Source organism: Flexivirga sp. (assembly GCF_051955415.1).
Taxonomy (GTDB): Bacteria; Actinomycetota; Actinomycetes; order Actinomycetales; family Dermatophilaceae; genus Flexivirga.
Genome location: NZ_JBQCGS010000009.1, coordinates 1 through 19134, shown reverse-complemented (window position 1 = coordinate 19134; position 19134 = coordinate 1). Strand labels below are relative to the sequence as shown.

12 protein-coding genes and 1 pseudogene are annotated in these 19134 nt (G+C 64.4%); 4 read left to right on the top strand and 9 right to left on the bottom strand.

Features of this window, described 5'->3' with window-relative positions; all coding sequences use genetic code 11:
- The first annotated feature begins 105 nt into the window (after window positions 1-105).
- The 4 genes from ACTHL4_RS00965 (at window position 106) to ACTHL4_RS00950 (ending at window position 3653) form a co-directional block, all read left to right on the top strand.
- The gene (locus ACTHL4_RS00965) at window positions 106-1176 is read left to right on the top strand and encodes a hypothetical protein (protein ID WP_440280855.1); all 1071 of its coding nucleotides are present in this window, start codon (window positions 106-108) and stop codon (window positions 1174-1176) included.
- Window positions 1173-2354 carry an outer membrane protein assembly factor BamB family protein gene (locus ACTHL4_RS00960; protein WP_440280854.1) on the top strand — a complete coding sequence of 394 codons (1182 nt, stop codon included), beginning with the start codon at window positions 1173-1175 and terminating at the stop codon, window positions 2352-2354. Before ACTHL4_RS00965 ends, ACTHL4_RS00960 begins: the two co-directional genes overlap by 4 nt.
- A 126-nt stretch (window positions 2355-2480) precedes the next feature.
- Window positions 2481-3146: a hypothetical protein gene (locus tag ACTHL4_RS00955; protein ID WP_440280853.1), complete on the top strand. Its 666-nt coding sequence runs from the start codon at window positions 2481-2483 to the stop codon at window positions 3144-3146.
- A gap of 177 nt (window positions 3147-3323) precedes the next feature.
- Entirely contained in the window at window positions 3324-3653 is a 330-nt protein-coding gene (locus ACTHL4_RS00950; protein WP_440280852.1) for a DUF427 domain-containing protein, read from the top strand.
- An 884-nt stretch (window positions 3654-4537) separates the two neighbouring features.
- Here the strand turns inward: ACTHL4_RS00950 and ACTHL4_RS00945 are convergent.
- The 9 genes and pseudogenes from ACTHL4_RS00945 to ACTHL4_RS00905 all read right to left on the bottom strand — a co-directional run.
- Window positions 4538-6784 (bottom strand): hypothetical protein, encoded by a 2247-nt coding sequence (locus ACTHL4_RS00945; protein WP_440280851.1) that lies wholly within the window; start codon window positions 6782-6784, stop codon window positions 4538-4540.
- A gap of 564 nt (window positions 6785-7348) precedes the next feature.
- Window positions 7349-8155, bottom strand: coding sequence for a hypothetical protein (locus ACTHL4_RS00940; protein WP_440280850.1), 807 nt, complete (start codon window positions 8153-8155; stop codon window positions 7349-7351).
- A gap of 490 nt (window positions 8156-8645) precedes the next feature.
- Window positions 8646-9653 (bottom strand): hypothetical protein, encoded by a 1008-nt coding sequence (locus ACTHL4_RS00935; RefSeq protein WP_440280849.1) that lies wholly within the window; start codon window positions 9651-9653, stop codon window positions 8646-8648.
- A gap of 729 nt (window positions 9654-10382) precedes the next feature.
- Window positions 10383-11096, bottom strand: a complete 714-nt coding sequence (locus ACTHL4_RS00930; protein ID WP_440280848.1) for an 8-oxoguanine DNA glycosylase OGG fold protein — start codon at window positions 11094-11096, stop codon at window positions 10383-10385.
- 13 nt (window positions 11097-11109) lie between these two features.
- On the bottom strand, window positions 11110-14094 hold the full coding sequence (locus ACTHL4_RS00925) for a type I restriction endonuclease subunit R (RefSeq protein ID WP_440280847.1): 2985 nt from the start codon (window positions 14092-14094) through the stop codon (window positions 11110-11112).
- A gap of 5 nt (window positions 14095-14099) precedes the next feature.
- Complete coding sequence (locus ACTHL4_RS00920) at window positions 14100-15203, bottom strand: hypothetical protein (protein ID WP_440280846.1); 1104 nt, start codon at window positions 15201-15203, stop codon at window positions 14100-14102.
- A 143-nt stretch (window positions 15204-15346) separates the two neighbouring features.
- Window positions 15347-17320: a type I restriction-modification system subunit M gene (locus ACTHL4_RS00915; RefSeq protein WP_440280845.1), complete on the bottom strand. Its 1974-nt coding sequence runs from the start codon at window positions 17318-17320 to the stop codon at window positions 15347-15349.
- Between the two features lie 338 nt (window positions 17321-17658).
- Window positions 17659-18813 carry a hypothetical protein gene (locus ACTHL4_RS00910; protein WP_440280893.1) on the bottom strand — a complete coding sequence of 385 codons (1155 nt, stop codon included), beginning with the start codon at window positions 18811-18813 and terminating at the stop codon, window positions 17659-17661.
- 42 nt (window positions 18814-18855) lie between these two features.
- A pseudogene (locus ACTHL4_RS00905) lies at window positions 18856-19113 on the bottom strand (TniQ family protein); the annotation flags it as partial.
- Between the last annotated feature and the right edge of the window lie 21 nt (window positions 19114-19134).

Sequence of the window (19134 nt, the reverse complement as noted above, 5' to 3'; positions counted from 1 at the left end):
GGCGGCTCAGAGGAAACCCAGAGGAACGGCCGGAAAGGTCGTACTCGGCACAACCGCATCGTGGGCTTCATCCGATCGCGGACCTCAACCGATGCGAAAGGCTGCATGATGCCCCGGACCCGGGTGTCCACGCACCGCCGCGGAGGCCGGCGCTCGGCCCGACTGACCGGGTCGGTCGCCGGAGCCGCGCTCGCCGTCGCGGCATTGGTTGCGGCGTGCGGCTCGCCCGCGTCGGTTCATCGGTCGGTTGCCACCACAGCGGCCGCCTCCCGGACTTCCTCCGCCGGGCCGAGCGCACCGGCCGTCGTGCACATCGCAGCCACCTCGAGCCCGCTGCGATTGCGGACGCCGCTGGCCCGACCCGCGGTCGCCGTGACCGGCGGCCACATCCTGGTCGCCGGAGGGCTGACCGACAAGGGTGAGAGCACCTCCGGCGTCGAGGTCATCGACCCCGGGCGGGGGACGGTGCGGGCGGACGGACGACTGTCGCAGCCCATCCACGACGCCGCCGGCATCATCGCCGGCGGTCACCCGTTCGTCGCCGGCGGCGGAACGCAATCGGTTTCGGACGTCGTGCAACGGATCATTCCTGGCGGCAACGGTTCTCAGGCAGGTCGACTCCCCACGCCACGGGCCGACCTGGCCGGTATCAGCACTGCCACCGCCGCGTACCTGATCGGTGGGTATGACGGCAGCCGTGGCCTCCCGCAGGTACTGCGCACGGCGGACGGGACCCGCTACCAGGTGGTGGCCGACCTCCCGGTTCCCGTGCGCTACCCGGCGGTCGCCCGGTGGGGGTCGGCGATCTGGGTCTTCGGCGGTGAGCACGACGGGCGGCTGACCGACGTCATACAACGAATCGACCTGAAGACGTCCCGTGCAACGGTCGCCGGGCGACTCCCGGCGCCGCTGGGCCATGCCGGAGCATTCGTGATCGACGGTCAGCTGCTCGTCGCCGGCGGCAAGACGCGGCTCACACCGGCCGACACCGAGACCGCCCAGGTGCTCGCGTTCGACCCACGCACCCGGACCACCCACCGGGTCGGAACCTTGCCGGCACCTGTGTCCGACTTCGGGGTCGCAGTCCTGCACGGCATCGGATATCTCGTCGGTGGTGAACACGGAGGGCCGGTGAGGAGCATCATGAGCCTGCAGATCAACGGAGGGCACGCATGAATCACGTAGCGACCATGGCGGATCCAGGTCGCCGGCGTCGGACGGTGGTCGGCGCCTGCGTGACGGTGGCGCTTGCCCTGGGCCTGATCAGCGGATGCACCAGCGGTAGCGCACCGCACGCGGCGAAGACCTCGGCGCCCGTGCCGGTGGTAGCCCACACATCGCACCGGGCGCCGCAGACCTACCTCGACACGTTGGCCGCCAAGGTCAAGGGGGCGGGTCACTTGCAGCCGGGATCCGATCCGGCTGCGCTGCCTTTCCCGATCCTGATCGCCGACAAGCTCAACAACCGGCTGATCATCGTCGACCCGCACGGTCGGCTCATCTGGCAGTACCCGCAACGGGGCGACCTGAAGAAGGGCCAGACCTTCAAGATCCCCGACGATGCGTTCTTCACCCCGGACGGGACGAAGATCATCGCCACCGAAGAGGACGACAGCATCATCCGGGTCATCGACATCCGCACCCGCCGGGTGACCTTCCACTACGGCCACTCGGGTCATCCCGGCTCCGCGACCGGCTACGTGCACAATCCGGACGATGCGCTGATGCTGCCCGACGGCACGGTGGTCAGCGCCGACATCATCAACTGTCGGTGGATCGCCATCTCGCAGCGGACCAAGAGCATTCAGCGCCAGTTCGGCCGCACCGGCGACTGCCTGCACAATCCGCCTGCGACATACGGCAGCCCGAACGGCGCCTTCCCGCTGACCGACGGCAACTTCCTGATCACCGAGATCAACGGCAGCTGGGTGGACGAGGTCACCCCGAAGGGCGCGGTGAAGTGGAGTGCGCACCTACCCTCGATCGCCTACCCGTCGGACAGCAACGAGGTCCGGCCAGGGGTCTACCTGACCGTGGACTACTCGACGCCCGGCCAGGTGGTGGAGTTCAACAAGACCGGGAAGATCCTGTGGCGTTACGCGCCGCGAGGCGCCGCCGCGCTGAATCACCCGTCCCTCGCGCTGCCGCTACCCAACGGCAACGTCCTGCTCAACGACGACTACAACCACCGGGTCATCGTGATCGACCGGCACAGCGACAAGATCGTCTGGCAGTACGGCGTCGACCATGTGAGTGGCAGAGCAGCAGGCGAACTGGACAACCCGGACGGCGTCGACCTGTCGCCACCGCACTCGCTGATGATGACCCACGCTGCGACTGTCGGTCACCCGTGACGGATCGGCAGCGCCGCCGTTCGCTGAGAGGACGCGAAGTGCCGTTGGCGCAATCAGCGCCGAGCAGAGCAGACGTAAGAGATGATCGCGCCCCCCTCTCGGAAAACCCGGCTGAAGACTCGTGCAGTGCGGGTCGCCATCGACGAGTTGACTGATCGCACACCGCGCTTCGATCCTGTGGCGCCCCGCGTCGGAGGGCCTGCCGGTAACGCCCGGCTGACCGCATGGACCGGTCTTGTCCTGCTGGTCCTTCTGGCGATCGAGGGTTTCACCATCCTTGATATCAACGGCCTGATCGACTGGCACATCGTGGTCGGCTTGCTCCTCGTTCCACCGGCGCTGGTCAAGGTCGGTACCACGGGGTGGCGCATCGTGCGGTACTACGCAGGCGACACGGCATACCGGCGAGCCGGCCCACCACAGTTGATGATGCGGATCCTCGGCCCGTTGGTCGTCTTCTTCACCCTGGCCGTGCTGGCGACCGGGATCCTCATCGGAGTGCAAGGGCCGGCCGAGCGGCACAGTGCCTTGCTCGGCGTGCCGGTGACGGCGTTGTTCCTGCACAAGGCCACGTTCTTCGCGTGGCTCGCGGTGATGACGATCCACGTGCTCGGCCGCACGATCCGTGCCGCCAAAGTCGTCGCGGGCCGGGAGCGGCGGCGAGTCGCAGGTGGGGCGGCCCGTCTCGCCGTCCTTACCGGTATGGCGGTTTGCAGCGTCGGCCTCGCGATGTTGCTCGCCGGGCCGTGGATCAGCGCGTGGCAGCAGCACGGTCCGCGGTTCCACCAGTAGGCCAGCAGGAGAACGGGTCCGGCACCGATGCGCCGAACCCGTTGTCGCGCAGTGACACCGCGGCGGTTCAGGTCCGCCGTAGCGCCGAGCAGTCACCCGGGATGCCTGGGTCGGGTCCACCGGGTTCCGCGGGCATACTGGCGACGACGCGACGCTGTGGGACATTGGAGGTCAGCTGTGGGTGAAAACGACACGGGCGAGGTCACGGCGAGTCTGGGGTCGACGGTGATCGCCCACAGTTGCCGCACGGTCTTTCTTGAGGGCAATCACAATTTTCCGATCTCCGACATCGACATGGACTGCTTGTCCCGGACGCGATTGAAAACGGTGTGCCCCTGGAAGGGCGTGGCATCGTATTACACCGTCTCCAACGGGGAGGAGACGAGCAAGAACGCTGCGTGGATCTACCTGCATCCTTCGCCCCTGGCTCGGAAGATCAAGGACCACGTCGCATTTGCTGGGAGCGTGCGCGTGTACCCGGCGGGACCGCCGGTCGTCGGTCACTGAGCGGAGGGTGGCGCGCGCCAACGTCGTCGACGGAGCACGGGAGCCCGCTGCGGGCTATTGCTGGAGCCGGTGACAGGAGTCGAACCTGACTCACGGAGCCATCATTAGGCACCTGACCTGCGACGGGGCAAAAAAGCAGTGATTAGGGCGCCCTATTCGTGCCTTAGCGATTCTTAGCTTCCCGCGCTCCCGCGACGTCTGTGCCTAGTCGCACATCGGAGGCCCTGTGTGCCGGCACAACAATACGCTCGGCTGTCATCGGCGCCGCACATCTTCGGCCTTCCAGGCTTCCAACACGCTCAACGGCATCGCCCACCTGTGCTGCCGCTGCAGTTGGGCAGGCGATTCCCGGACGTCGCTCGGCGACCGACGTGTCCTTAGGTGTGATCGAGAGCGTCACGCTCGGACGGCTACCGGACCTGGGCGCCGAAACTAATTGGGGAACGTCGCGCAGCTGCTCGAGCTGCCGACCGCTACTGTCGCAGATGAGTACATCCGAGGAGGCGAATCGTCTCCGCCAAGGCGCGAACGCGATTCACAGCGCCGCCGAAGCCGCGATGCGTTACGAGCCTGTGGTCTTGTCGGGATGCCGACGCGGCGACGAAGCTGCCGCGGTTACGGTCACCTGGACTGCGTTGGCGAAGGACTCTGCCCTGGGTCGTGTCGGCGAAGTGTGCGGCCGGTAACTACGCGGCGGAATGACGCTCAGGGGCACTCGTGCGGTGGGGCAGCATGCGACCCTTTCCATCGGCAGATGGTCCGGCGGGGTTCGTAGCGTCCAAGGATCGGGTGCGGGTTGGAGAAGTCAGGGAGTCAGCGAACACGCTTGTCGTGCTGCGCATGGAGACGAAATCGACAAGTCGGTAGCAGCCTGATCTGACGGGTTAGTGGACGATCGGCGTGGGGAGGTCGCTCTCATTGAGGCGAATCAGCCGCTCAAGCTCAACGGCGTCGTAGACGGACGGAGCGTTCGTTGCGATGACGGTGGTGTCCCACATCCGAGTTCCGTCTGGGCGTGGTGTGATCAGCACGCCGACCGACCACACCTCCTCCGGATTCCTCCCGGAGCTCTCGAGGTACTGCTGACGGCGCACTTGAAGCCACGTCTTGTAGAACTCGCGGTGGTAGCCCGTTAACAGTGAATAAACGCTGAATGCCAGATGGACGTTGCCGTTATCGAGGATCGCGATTCGGTGCTGTGCCTTGAACGTGCCAGCGGGCGCGAGGGCGCAGTCATCGATGCGACGTAGGAGGGTGCGTCCAAGCTCAGCCCGGTAGGTGACGGCGTACCTGTCGATCTTCGCCAATGTCTCGAGACGGACTAATTCCTCTCCGGTGAAGTCGGTCTCGGCGATGTCGTCGAGGATCTGCCGAAATACTGCGTGGGCGGAGGTGTCGGAGGCGTGTGCTGGCTCGGTCGGGAGGGTGGGGCCGTCGAGTTGCATTGCGCCGGTCATTGCGATCCGCTCTTCAGGTGGTTCCGGCTTTGCGGCGGCATCCTTGTCTGCAAGGTCAAAGTACCGGTTCGTCTCTGTACCGATTGGGATCGGGTCCTCGTCGGCGACGCGGTGGACGTAGTCGACGACGGCGGCAGTCGAGCGGAGCTGGTTCCAGAGGAACTCCCAGTCGCGACGCGTGACGATCATGCCCCGTTTGCCAGTTTCGGCCTCGACGAGCACCTCATCGGGTACTTCTGCGTGGTCGAGGATTATGACGGGGACCCAGGCGATCGTTTCGCCGTCGAAGGCGACTTGGCGTCCACGGAGGTTCGTCAGCTTCACATCCGGCTTCGCTAGTGCGGTTCGGATCGTTCCACGCGCCTGTCTGAGACCGTCGACCGCCTTCTTGCAGAGCCACGATGCTTCGCGATCAGGATTCTCAGTGATGTTTTCGCGCGCTTTGACCTGGAGCGCGAGACCGCGATTAGCGGTGACGATGGTGCCGTCACCGATCTCGCGGGTCGCAGCGCCCTTCGTGGTCATTTCGGGCATGAAGATGAAGTCAGGAAGCCCCCAATCGGCGGCAGCTTCCAGGGCGGCCTGCTCGATGCCGATACCGAAATCCATACTCTCGACCGGCGGGGTCGCCTGCGGGATCTCACGACCGACAACCGCCGCGTCGTCGCGACGCAAAAGAATGAGGACGCCGTCGTCGTTGCGGTAGCTGGCGATGTTCAGGTCGGACGCGCCCAGCGCGGCACGCGCATATTGCTCGTCGGCCGGGTCGTCGAAGACTACAGGAAGCCAAACGCGTTCCTTGCCCGCCGGATTGAGCGCGTCGAGAGATCCGAACCGTTGGAGGAACGTCGGTGCGCTGACCGAGTTCTCGAGGCCGTCGATTAGACGCTCCGCGAGCACCAGAAGAACACGAGTGCGTTTGTCGAGGTTGTCGTCCATGTCGCTCGGCCATGGTTCAGCAGCGAAGATTGGATCAAACGGAACCTGCGGATTCACGCGCACTAGCCGTGCCAACTCGGGAGGGGCGGCATGGAATGTGAGGAGCTTCTTCTCAGGGACGGCGATGCCGGCGGCTTCGACCTCAATTGGTCCCAGGGTGACTCCGGACAGAGGCTCGAACACTGGATCCGCGCTCGAAGCCCAAGCGGTGACGAGAGCGACGCCGGATGTGATCAGCTGTCGGCAGGCGACGAGGTGAGACATCAGGCGGCCGACGACGTCGCGTCCTTGAGTGCCGCCCTGGAACGGCTGGAAGGACCGCACCACCGTCACTTGATCGGGCCGCAACCCGGGCAGCAGATCTGCAAGGACACGTGCGTCGAACTCCGCCGGGTCCGACAGCAGAGGCATCCGATGCAGATCGGAGTCGATCGACATACCCGGGCAGTTGATGCTCGCGGTTGCGTAGATGGCAGTGTTCATTGCCGCGGTGATCGATTGAATGAATGCCCGTGCATGTGTCTGCAGGGCGGCACCGGCTATGGACAGATCCGCCCGTGCATACACGCATCCGTAGCCGTCGCCCTCGATCTGGACACGCAGGTTGAACGCGTCGTATACGCCCAAGGAGTTCCAGGCGTCGAGCAGTTGCGTTCGCGCGGCGGCTGCCGCGGCGAGCCTGTCGCGGGCGGGCTGGAACGAGCCGGACGGGTCGGTCTGGTCAGTCGCGTCCACGGGTGCATCATGCCCGAGGGCACCGACAGGGACAGGCCGCCGATCTTTAAGTTCTGGACTGCAGCGCTGGCCAGGGCTTCGTCAAGTCGTCATCACCGGGCAAGGCGCGGACTCGCTCGAGACCTTCGCGGGTGGAAGCAGGCTCATCGAGATCTCGCCCGGAGTCCACTCGGCAGCGGGCGGTGACTCTTTCGAAGTCACGTTTTGCCCTGCGAGGCTTAGGTCATCCCTGGGATGTATGTAAGGCTCATTTCAACCTGCGATGCACGTCAGACTTGGCGGATCCGGTCTTCATGAGGTTGGTCGTTCAGCCGCCCGACGACACGGATGGTGAAGAAGTGGATGCCGTGGTGGTCGGGGTTGCTGCGGGTGCGGTCGTAGTGTTCGGTGGAGCGCGGGTCAGCATGACGAGCCAGGATTTGCGCGGGACGACACTGTCACGCCAGTGTCCAAGGGCGTTGGCAAGCAGCTTTGTCGACAGTCCACTGTTGCCGCAGGCTGGCCCGGGGCTGACACGGCGACTCCTTAGCCGGAGGCCGTTTTGGTGCGAATATTCTGTGACAGTTAGTGGACGATGTTCGCCCGGGAGAGATCGAGTTTCTCCAGCGGGAACAGCTCGAGTTCTAGCATGTCCGGGGAAACCTCGATTTCCATGGGAACTTCGGCAACCATGGCCGGCTGGCGGGCGCGCCACACTGTGTAATCGCCATGTCCCTGACTTCGTGTGGCGGACAGGATCGACCGTGGCAGGGTCGCGATCCTCGCGGAAGGTCCTACGGTGATGTTTTGCCCTGCTTCATCGCGAAGCGTCGCAAGGAAGAGATTTGCGATGACGGCCGGTGTCGCTTCTCTCCGCAATGCGTCCTTCAGAGCTATTGCAAGTTGTGCTTCTCGCGCGAGGTCGATCTGACCTGTGGGCACCCAGCCTCCAGCTGCCGGAAGTCGCTTCCAGGCATGTTTGAACGCATCCAAACGCTCGAAGGTTTTCGGGTGTTGGTTCGTGACTGACGCGACAATCGCCGTCAGAGCATCCGAATCGTCGAGCACCCAGCCGGCGATAGTGACTGTCAGTGTTAGGCCCCGATGCTGTCGGCGCTCGAAGCGGCCGTCCAATTCGCGTGCCAATGCGCTCAGTGCGGAGTCCATGTCCGGCGCGGGTCGCGCAAACCGCTTATTCAGCCACTCAATCGTGGGGATGCGTGCGAATGCTGCTAGACCCGCGAAGCAAACCAAAAGGCCGCCGACGTGCTCAAGCTTGACGGCGTCCTCGGAAATCGGCTCGTAGGATCCAGAAGCGTCACGCGTGCAGAGGCGAGTGTCGCCAACCATCAGCGCAAAATCATCCGACATGAACGTCAGCACCAGTGTCATATGTCGCCATCTCCACTTCGTCGCCGATTACCATGCCGCCGAGTGTCCTCGATGGCAGCGGTCCATTATGCGTTCTACCGGCGCGTAGCAGTGCATCCATCCGGCGGCTGGAGGAGACGACATGGACCTGGCCAGCCGACGACGAGTGGTCGTGATAAGCGCCACGTTCGTTATCGCCGTGGCGGTCACGAGTTGTCGAGATGCACCCAAGATTGGCGGCGACACGCCTTGCAGATTGTTCAAACTGAGGCCCCCAGCTAGCGAAGGTCAACCTAGGGCGGGCACTGCGCGGCGGCTTGACCCGGGACGCGACGACCTTGGGCGGTCGACACTTCCGCTCTTGCTGGTGGTGCTCACCCGGCGCCGGCAATGTCGAAAAAGGGCGCGCGGATGCCTCTGAACATTCGAGGTGGGTTGGAGAACAGCTTCCAGCAGACGCTACCTACTAGCTCTTCTGCCTGCTGTTTACGTGACGCCTCGCGTCTTCGACCTAGCCGCGAAACGGGATCGCGGATGCTGTGACCTTCACATCCAAATACCCGTGGTCGCGAAGAAGTCCGGTGATCTCGCGGATCTCGCGGTCAACCTCCGACCCGTAACGCGGTCCGACTCGAACGGTTCGCACGGGAAGGGGGACCGCACTCTGGACGCTGTACGAGTCGAGGTCACCGTCTCCGGCGACAGCGATCTTCATATAGGCCGTGCGACCCGACGAGTTGAACCCTCCGGCTCTCTCATAAACGAAGCCAGGAAAGGGTGGCTCGACGAACACCAGGCGAGCTTCTTCCTCTTCGGCGTACGCCTCATGTTTGTTAAAGCACACCGAGGCGAGGTAGGCCTGCTCCAGATGTTCCCAGAAGGCGATCTCATCGGGCCTCTCATCCCTTTCTCGCGCGGCGAACTCGTTGAGGGCGTGCTCCATGATCCCTTCGCGGCCAAAGAGTAGGTTTCCGCCTCGGGACGTCCGTCCGTTCTCGTAGTCGCCGTATGTGACCGGCCGCCACCACGGGGCGGGGGCAAAACCCGGCCAGTACAGAGCGCGCCCCGACGGAGGTTCAAGTACGCGGAACTCACGGTTCCGGTCGAACTCGAGTGCATATCCGCGTCCACGGGCGTAGGACTTCCAGTGCTGGAGCTTGTTGCCGTCATAGCAGGTGGAAACGAAGAAGAAGCGCCGCCGAGCGACCTCCGCGGTGATGCCGCGCAGCCACCGATCCGCCTCTTCGCCGGGTGCCTCTGGCTTCAGGTGCGCGACTGACCGTTCCCAGGTTTCAAGGAGACTCTGACCCGCCCGGACGACCTCGCTCGGGTCGTTCAAGCCTCCGTTCTCGGTCGCCCACAGCACATTGCTGGAGAGGATGCCTTCTAGCCCCTGCCTATCTGTGTAGTGCCAGGGATCGATGGCGAACTCGGTGTTTCGGCGAGTCGGGAGGTACGGATGGGGGACCAGCCAGCGATCGCTTCGGTTCTGGTTCTGTCCGCTCGCGTAGTCATCCACGCCGAGAAGTCTCCAGTAGACCAGCAGCCCTGACAAAGGCCCCCAGCGTCGTCCCATTCTTAGGTCGTGACGCACACGGTGTTGAGGAGTGATCCGACGAAGATTGCCATAACGAACGGTCCGTGAACCGAGGCGGCGTCCGCGGCCATCAACGGAATCGAGGCACTCGCACCGGCCGGCACACCGAGACGGCCACGAAATTCTCACATAACTTTCAGAGCGCGAGCCGTCCGGGAGAAACTACGCTCATGGCGTACGAACCCCCACGAGGACTCATCGTCAGTGTCACCCGCGCTGACCACCCCACAGGTCCCTCCCGACGGTTCCACCTCAGTCTCTCCTGCGGCCAGCAGAAGGCCGCCGAGAAGCAGCGCGCACTGGCGAAAAAGGGCGTCGATACAACGGTCACTCTCTCCGCGCCAGTACTGATCGGAGTGGCACGCGGAACACGTGGCGTCGTGATCTGCAACCGCTGCGTGCCCAAGGAGATGCGACTGGAGCATGCGGCCAGCTCAGACCGCGATATCCGGACGGTCAGTGGCGGACTGCCCACGCTCGGAAAGCGTCCCTGATCCGCTGCAGACCTTCGGCGCTATCCAGCGGCGTCATGCGGACGCTAGAAAACATCGTCCACAGGTCTTGACAATGACTCCGGAGACGCCGCCTGGGTCTTGTTCGACGGACGTCCCGTGCGGCTTATCGTCTCAACTACCGCCGCCACCAGCGCCCTCAAGAATGAGATCGGGCGCGGCGACCGACCTCGAACAGCGCGTACTCGGCGATGTGAAGCGGTGCGTTCGGAGCCCAGATGTCTCGCACGGCCGCAGCGGTCTCGAGATATGTCCGGTAGGTGCTCGATGACCAACCTGTGGTCCGCCACCCCAGTGCACGTGCGACTTGCTGGTCCAGGATTAATGGCGCCGGTCCGTTCCGTTGCTCCCAGGTGTCGTACGCGGAGAAGTACAGCCACTTGGTGAAGAACGCTGGGCCGAGGTACTTGATGCGTTCGTGGTCCCACGAGTACATGCGCCGATACGCCTCGGCTGGGTCCCCGTCACGCACAACTCGATGCGTTTCCAAGAGCCTGGCGGGCGCCGATGGTTGGTCGAGCACACGCGCAACGCGGGCGATGCTGCGAGCTTTGGTGCCGGTTCCCCAAGCCGCCACGAGCAAGAACAGCTCGACCGCGTCGGACTCCGTGGTCACTGATCGCGCTCGGTCGAAGACATCCTGCCTCGTCAGGTGCGGCCGTTCTGGCGCCTCGGCCAGGCGTCGCGGCACCGACAGCGCGGCCGGCCACCGTTTACGCCACTGGCCGGCCGACCACGTAAACCCTTGGGCGCGGACAGCCTCGTCTGTCGGCGGACCTTCGGGAAATTCTCGCTCGAGTGTTGGCAGAAGCACCTCTGCCGAGGTTGGCGTCACAGCTTGAACGTGGCTCATCGCTCTTACTCCTTCAGCCTGCTTGCCCGCGGATGGCGTCGTAGGTACCAGAGAGGTAGTTCAGCAGCACGCGTTGAAAGTCGGGGTTGGCGAAGAACTGTTGGAAGAGGGCACCGTTCTGGTCGTGGCGCTCGAGCATCAGATCCTTGATGCGTTCCTCGAGGACGAGCTCGAATTGGCTGCGGTCGTTGTTCAGTGCGACGGCGTTCATCTCGTCATCGCCCATGACGACGGTCCACTGTTGGTCGACCCAGATCTTGTCGGCATCACCAAGATCGGCGCCGTACTTCTCGTTCATCACCGCGATCAACGCGGACAGCTTGTCCAGAATCGGCTCGGCGACCGCGCCTTTGCCCTCGCCCGGAAGCGCAACACCTGGCTCATCCGCGGCCTCCAACGCGATCGCACCCTCGCTGGTCACCGACAACCGCAGGTGCGTCAGTTGCACGCTCTTACTGAGCTGCGGCATCGGATCGTCTTCCCGCGCAGGCAGATCCGACAACAACAACTTCCCGAAGAGGAACAGCCGCTCCAAGTCCGCGTCGGCCCAGGGCATGATCTGCGCGATGAACGCGTACGCCCGACAGAAGCTGTTCAGCGTGCCCCGGAACGACTCCTGGTCATCAGCCTCCAGAGACACGAACCGGCCAACCGCCGGCTCGACGTTGGAGTAGATGACCGGCTGCTGCGTGGGATCATCGGACAACAGCGCGGTCGTCGCCGCATTCATCTCATCCACGGACAGCACACCGGCGGACATGAGCTCGTGCTCCATCGCGTAGAGCACGTTCGGATCGGTCGGCTCCGCGATCGACTGCTCGTAGAACGGCTCGAACGCTTCCTGGATCTCCTCCGCCGTGTTGGCGAAGTCGAGCACGAACGTGTCGTCCTTGCCAGTATGGGTCCGGTTCAACCGCGACAAGGTCTGGACGGCCTTCACCCCGGCGAGTTTCTTGTCGACATACATCGTGTGCAACAGCGGCTCGTCATACCCGGTCTGATACTTGTCCGCGACAACCAGCACTTGGTAGCCCTCGCGGAACCGTTCCGGCAGTTGCGATTCCGGGAACCCGTTGAGCATGGACTCGGTGTAAGAGATCTCCGGTGCGTCCGGGTCCGTCACCGTCCCGGAGAACGCCACCAGCGTCCGCAACGGGTGTGTCCCGGTGTCGTACCCCTTCTGCTCGATATAGGCGTCGATCGCCGCCTTCGTGCGGACCGCGTGCAACCTCGACCGGGTCACGACCATCGCCTTGGCATTCCCGTCGACCTTGTGGGCGGTCTTGGCGCGGAAGTGCTCCACGATCACTTCTGCCTTCGCGTCCATCATGTACGGGTGCAGCGACGCGAACCGCGCCAACACCGCACGCCCCTTGCCGGAGTCGACCTCCGGGTCGTTGCGCGGGTGACTCGTGGCGAGCTTGTAATAGGTCGCGTATGTCGTGTAGTTCGCCAGCACGTCGAGGATGAACCCTTCCTCGATCGCCTGCCGCATCGAATACGTGTGGAACGGCTTTTTCAACCCGTCGGACCCGAGCTGCCCGAACGTATTCAATGTCTTCGGCTTCGGGGTCGCGGTGAACGCGAAATACGACAGATTCGAGTGCTTCCCGCGAGTCTGCGCCGATGCCAACACCACGTCATCAGCAGCAGTGGCAGCCTCAGCCTGCGCCTCCGCGACTTCGGCCTCCTCCAGTGCGTCGCCACCCAGGACGTGCTTCAGCTTCTTCATCGAGTCACCAGTGGTCGAGGAGTGTGCCTCGTCCACGATCACCGCAAACCGTTTGCCGGCAACACCTTTCGCCTCACCCTTGGCCGCCTCCTTCGCGGCGAGCTTCGCCACGACCGGGAACTTCTGCAGCGTGGTGATGATGATCCGGGCCGCGTTGCCCTGCAACGCGTCCTTCAACTGATCGGACTGCTTGTCGATCCGCACGATCGTGCCCGGTGTGTGATCCAACCCGGCGACCGTGTCCTGCAACTGCCGGTCCAACACCCGCCGGTCGGTGATCACGACCACCTTGTCGAAGATCGGCTGATCCGCTTCGTCATGCAGCCGGGACAGCGAATGCGCAGTCCAGGCAATGGTGTTCGACTTCCCCGACCCCGCCGAATGCTGGATCAACCGATCGACCCCGGCACCGTCCGCTTTGGTCGCAGCCAAGATCGACTGGACCGCGTGCCACTGATGGAACCGCGGGAACAACACCGTGCCGTCCGACACGTGCACGAACGTGCCCATCAACTCCAGCCACGCGTCCCGGTCCCACACCTGCTCCCACAGGTACGCCGTCTGATAGCCCTTCGACGGCGGATTCCCCGCCGCACCAGGCTCCCCCGGCCCATTGGTGCCCTCGTTGAACGGCAAGAACCGAGTGTCCTGCCCAGCCAACCTGGTGGTCATCGCAACCTGGTGTGGGTCCACCGCGAAATGCACCAGCGTCCGCTTCTCGAAGATCCGATCGTGCGGATTCCGATCCGTCCGGTACTGGGTCATCGCCTGCTCCAGACCCTGCCCGGTGAACGGGTTCTTCAACTCCGCCGTCGCCACCGGGATCCCGTTGACCACCAGTGTCAGGTCCAGCGAGTCCGCCGGAGCCGACTCCGAATGATGCAACTGCCGCACCACACCGAGCCGGTTCGCCGCATACCGTTCCAGCAACTCCGGGGCCAGCGTGTTGGCCGGCTTGAACCAGCACATCCGCACCGTGACGCCCGAGTCCTTCACCGTCCCCCGCAGCACACTCACCGTGCCGCGGTGATCGATCGCGTCCGCGACCACCTTGAGGAACTGCTGGTATGCCGTCGCCTCGCCACCGTGCCGCAGCACCAGCTGCTGCCACGCCTTCGGCTGCGACGCCTGCACGAACCCGACCACCTCGTCCGGGAACAGCCCCAACTCCCGGTCGTATGACGCGGGCGCGACGCTCGTCCACCCGTGCGCGAGCAGGTGCGACTCGATGTTTCCTTCGAACGTCGCCTCCGTCGTATTGGTCACTGCACTCACCCCGGGATGTTCGAACCTGCAGTCGTCACGTCCAACTCTCCCGTCACAGCAGCCGTGATCAGCGACCCCTTGTACTCATTCAGTAGATAGACAGACTCGTTAAGCCCTGCGATCAGCGCGTCGAGCTGCTCGCGCCGCTTCGACCACGCAGCCGCATGGTCGGTCTGCACCGGATGTGGCGCAAGAGGAAGTTGAGCGTCGCGAGCGATCTCGGTGTTCAATCTCGCTCGTGTCGCTCCCCTACCCAGCACTGCCAGGCGTGAGCGAATAGTAGGGCTGGAGATCGCTATCGCAGCGAAATGGTGCGATACGGAATCCGTCAGGCGAATTCGGTAGCAGTCAGCCTTCACAATGGCTCGACCAATGTCCGGCACGACAGCGCAGCGCCCCAGGGGCCAGCGTTCGTCGCCCAGCCCAGCCATCAGGAGGTCGCCGGCCTGTACCGCGTGGCTTGAGAGACTCTCCGCATACTCGTCGGAGATATACACCCGATCGAGGTCCCGAAATGAAGCCACTCCGATGTTGCCCAATCGAATCACCCGGGTTCCGGAATCCGTGTAGTGCTTGGACGCCAAGGATGACCCGAACGGACCATCGGCAATGGATACGAGAACTCTACGAAGGGGCACCACCGGGTACTCCGAGAGCAAGCCTCGAGTGTCAGCGTCCCACCACGCCTCGAACGCTTCCCGAGCTTGATCGCTCTGCCTGCGACGGGCGACGATAACCTTGTCGATCCGGGAGACATGGTCGTCGAGGAAGTCGGCGATCCGCCGCTGTTGTTCAAGCTGCACTTCCGGGATCGGCGCCGACCTGAGGTCTGCGAGTCCGATGCCGTAACGAGAGATCCCGGTTGCATGTGTCCCGAAATGGTCCAGGACTGGCCGGCTGCGGAGCGACCAGTTCAGGAATCGAGGATGCGTGCCCCCACTCGGTCGGGCGATCGCCAGGTGATACCCGCAGACGAAGTCGTCGGCGGTGCCGTCCACGTATGCGGAAATGCCGATGTCAGTCGGGTCTTCGGAGTCTTTCGTGAAGACTGAGTCACCTACTTCAAGGTGGTTTCGACCGATCTCGTCCGATGACGCCGTGGCACGCATCAGGCCAGGATTGGGCTGAACTGTGTCGTTCCTGTATGTGTCGGTGTAGTTGCAGAGCTGGACAGATCGCTCGCCGTCAACGCTGTGCTTGTCGACGCTGCTGGTCCAGACGTGAGCGACATACCGGAGTGGCACAGTCGAGGTCACAACCCCAGCCCCTTCATCCAGTCCTGGATCTTCGCTTCGAGACCCTTGATCTCGGCGGCTATTTCGTCGACCGGCCTCGGTGGTTCGTAGACGTAGAACTGCCGGGTGAAGGGGATTTCGACGCCAACTTTGGTCTTTGAGTGGTCGATCCACGCGTCGGGCACGTAAGGGTGGATCTCGGTGGTGAGATGCTGCTCGGCGGCTTCTTCGAGGACCTTCGGACGGTCGTCGTCGGGCAGGTCGAAGAACCCGGCGGGCAGCGGAACGTTCTCCTGGTCGCGCAGGTCTGGATCCGGCTCGGGTTTGCCCATCTTGGTGATGACCGGAGCCTCAGGGTCCGCGATCGCGCAGACCTTTGCGAACGCCTTCTTCTGCACAGCGGTGAGGTCGGTGGTCTCTGCGAGTAATGCCTTTTCGGTGTCGAACCGCCGCCCCACCAGGTCGGCGAACCGGGTGAACGGTTCAGTAGCAACGGCTTCCGCGGTGACTTCCCAACGCCTGCGGAGCGGCCGTTCGACGCTGATTCGCTGGAAGCCGAACTCCTCGCGTTGCAGCACCCGCACCCGCGGGTCACCCGCGAACTCGTCGCGAGCCCCGCCATACAACTTGGTGATGTCCGTGATCGCGCCCGGGGTGAGCTCCTTGCGTTTGTCGCCGAGGGACTTGCGCATCTTCGTGCCCAGCTCGCGGCCGTCGACCAACCGGACCAGGCCACGGTCCTCGGTGGCTTTGTCGTTGGTCAGGATCCACACGTAGGTGGAGATGCCGGTGTTGTAGAACATCTGATCCGGCAGCGCGACGATGCCTTCGAGCCAGTCGTTCTCCAGGATCCAGCGGCGGATCTCCGATTCTCCGGACCCGGCCGCACCGGAGAACAGCGGCGACCCGGACAGCACGATCCCGACACGGGAGCCACCCGGCTTCATCTTGGACAGCATGTGCTGCAAGAACAGCAGCGACCCGTCCGAGATCCGCGGCAGGCCGGCGCCGAACCGTCCGTGCTCGCCCTGCTTTTCGTGCTCCTCCTTGATCGGCTTGGCGTAGGACTTCCAGTCCACGCCATACGGCGGGTTCGCCAGAATGAAGTCGAACGTCTTGCCGCGGAACGCGTCCTGCGTCAGCGAGTTGCCGTAGGCCATCTGCTCCGGGCTGGTGTCCTGCATCATCAGATCCGATTGGGCGATCGCCCACGTCTCCGGGTTGAGCTCCTGTCCGTGCACCTTCACCGTTGCGGCATCGTTCGCGGCGCTGATGCCATGCGCGGCACCCATCAGCATGCCGCCGGTGCCGGCGGCCGGGTCGTACACGGTGCGAACGGGCTTCGGGTTCGCGGTCAGCTCCTGTGACGTGCGACCATGCAGCAAGAGCGCGACCATCAGGTCGATGACCTCGCGCGGGGTGTAGTGCTCCCCGGCGGTCTCGTTGCTCATCTCGGAGAACTTCCGCAGCAACTCCTCGAAGATGTAACCCATCGTCTCGTTGCTGACCGCGCTCGGCCGCAGGTCGAGGTCGGCGAAGTCGGCCAACACCGGGTAGAGGATCTCGGCACGATCCATCCGGGCGATCTTGTCGTCGAAGTTGTACGCCTCCATCACGGCATACGCGTCCTTCGACAACCGGCGGATGTAACTCGCCAACTGCAGCGCCAACTCCTTGTCATTGGCCAGCATCGTCGTGAACATCAACGGCGACAGGCTGTAGAACCGCTGCCCGGCAGCCTTCTTCAAGATCAGGTCCATGCCCGCATCGACCGGCTTGCCGCTGGTCTTGCGATCAGCCTCGAGCGCACCGAGAGCGACCGCCTGATCCAGCACCGCGTCCTTCGTCGGCGCGAGCACGGCGTCCATCCGGCGTAGCACCAGCAGCGGCAACATCACCGAGCCGTACTCGTGCTGCTTGAAGGTGCCGCGCAACTTGTCGGCGACCTTCCACACGAACGCGACCTTGTCTCCGAACCCGACCGGCGCCATCTCTCCCCTTCGTGACTCTGCAGTTGCTCGTCACTCTAGAGGTGCTCGAGCGTGCTCATTCAATGGCTCGGCGGTTCCCGTACGCGACCCGCCGAGCCGACGATGGGCGACGCCACAGGTGCTCGGTCCGAGCGCAGGGCCCATATACGGGCATATACGGGGACCGTCTGTATATGCCCGTATATGCGTCGTTTCGCGGTGCAGCACCGCCCGGAAGGCCCGGTCGGGATAAGTGCGTATAACTTCGGCGAGTTATACGCAGCAGACAGCACGCGCCCAGAGCAGCTCACCTGCGCCTGCCGGAGGAAGACCCCTTGCTAGCCCGTGGGCGTCTTGATTCAAGCCATGAACCGGCTGATCGCGATCATCATCGCCTCGCGGTGACCGGACTGCAGGGAGTCACGAAACTGCACGTACCGTGCCCGACCTCGAGAAGTCTCGTGGACTCCTGACCGGCTGGTGCTGGGGTGTCCCGCAGCCCAGTGGTCCCAGACCCAGTGCCAGATCAGGTCACGGCTACCGGCGCGAGTCCCCGGGCGGAGCGCCTGTAATGCGTGCAGCAGTTCGTCCAGGCCTGCCTGCCCGAGTCCACGAACGACACGTTCTCGGGCGCGGTAACCGACCTTTTCGATCGCCAACTGGCGGCCCACTTGCTGCAGACGTCTGATCCACGCGTCGGTGCCGATCGTCAGGTGTGCGCTGGCGGTGCGTGCCAGATCGACACCGACCGGTCCTGGTAGCTCGAGAAGTGTTGCTGCCTCCGCCCACGAACCGGTGCCGGTCTGTGCTTTGGCCAGGCACAGGCTGGCGAATCCGCGCGCCGACGCCGCGCTCAGCCCGCACCCGTCGACAAGAGGACTCAGCTGGGCGGGGAGGCGTTGCGGGATCCACGCCGACCGTAGCCGCAGCCCGGTCTCGCGGGGCAGCCGGTGGGAGAGGCGTTGCCGCGGGGTGGACGCGGCGAGCAGGATCCGGGTGAGGGTCGGGTCGGCGTGGGTGTGGTCTGCTGCCCAGGACACGCGCCCCTCCCAGGCGGGTGGGATGGCGTCGAACCACGGCATGAACCGCGCGGCCGCGTCGTCAAGAGACTGTGCGGTGAGGATGCGGTCGGCGACCGCGAACACGGCCGCCCGGGTGATCGGGTCGCGAGGCGGGTGCAGCCCCCACCGCCGCGTTCCCCCCTCCTGCTCGTGCAGCTCGAACCTGGCCGGTGGGTCCAGTGAGGCAGTGTTGATGTGCAGGAGCAGCACGGCCAGGTTCCGCACCGTGTCCCGGGACGACGCCACCGCAGCAGGCTGCCCGAGCACCATCACTTGTCCGGTGCCTGATTGTTGTGCGCGGGCTTGCTGCTCAAGCACCTCGTCGGGCGCGGGCGTTGGTGGGAGCTGGGCGAGGTCGGTGCGGCAGCGTGGGCCGAGCCCGACCGAGAGGGCGTTGTCACAGCGGGTGCCGGTCCCGGCCGGGCGCAGTGGCCGGTGCATGGTGTCTTTCACCGGCCGCCGGCACCCGGGGCATTCGGTGATCAAGTAGCACCCGTGCGTCAAGCAGACGGTCACCATCGGGTCATACCAAGCGTGGCGCCATGCCCCGTCGGCGGCGAGGCACACCGGGCACACCTGAGCGATCGCACCCGGATCCCAACCCTGCCGCCTCGGAGACCTCGCCTGTACCGGTGAGTTGAGTCCCGCATAGTGGTGTAGCGCGGTCGCCGTGATCGTCCTGGTATTGGACGTGGTGCGGCCACCGCGTGATCCTTCGAGTGAACCTCTCACAGCACTCTCGAATGGAGTCATCACGATGACCGCACCACACAT

Bases quoted from the DNA above. Each gene is read 5' to 3' on its own strand.
- ACTHL4_RS00915 (WP_440280845.1), bottom strand. From the start codon at position 17,320: ATGGCGCCGGTCGGGTTCGGAGACAAGGTCGCGTTCGTGTGGAAGGTC.
- ACTHL4_RS00930 (WP_440280848.1), bottom strand. From the start codon at position 11,096: ATGAGCCACGTTCAAGCTGTGACGCCAACCTCGGCAGAGGTGCTTCTG.
- ACTHL4_RS00940 (WP_440280850.1), bottom strand. From the start codon at position 8,155: ATGACACTGGTGCTGACGTTCATGTCGGATGATTTTGCGCTGATGGTT.
- ACTHL4_RS00965 (WP_440280855.1), top strand. From the start codon at position 106: ATGATGCCCCGGACCCGGGTGTCCACGCACCGCCGCGGAGGCCGGCGC.
- ACTHL4_RS00960 (WP_440280854.1), top strand. From the start codon at position 1,173: ATGAATCACGTAGCGACCATGGCGGATCCAGGTCGCCGGCGTCGGACG.
- ACTHL4_RS00920 (WP_440280846.1), bottom strand. From the start codon at position 15,203: ATGCGTGCCACGGCGTCATCGGACGAGATCGGTCGAAACCACCTTGAA.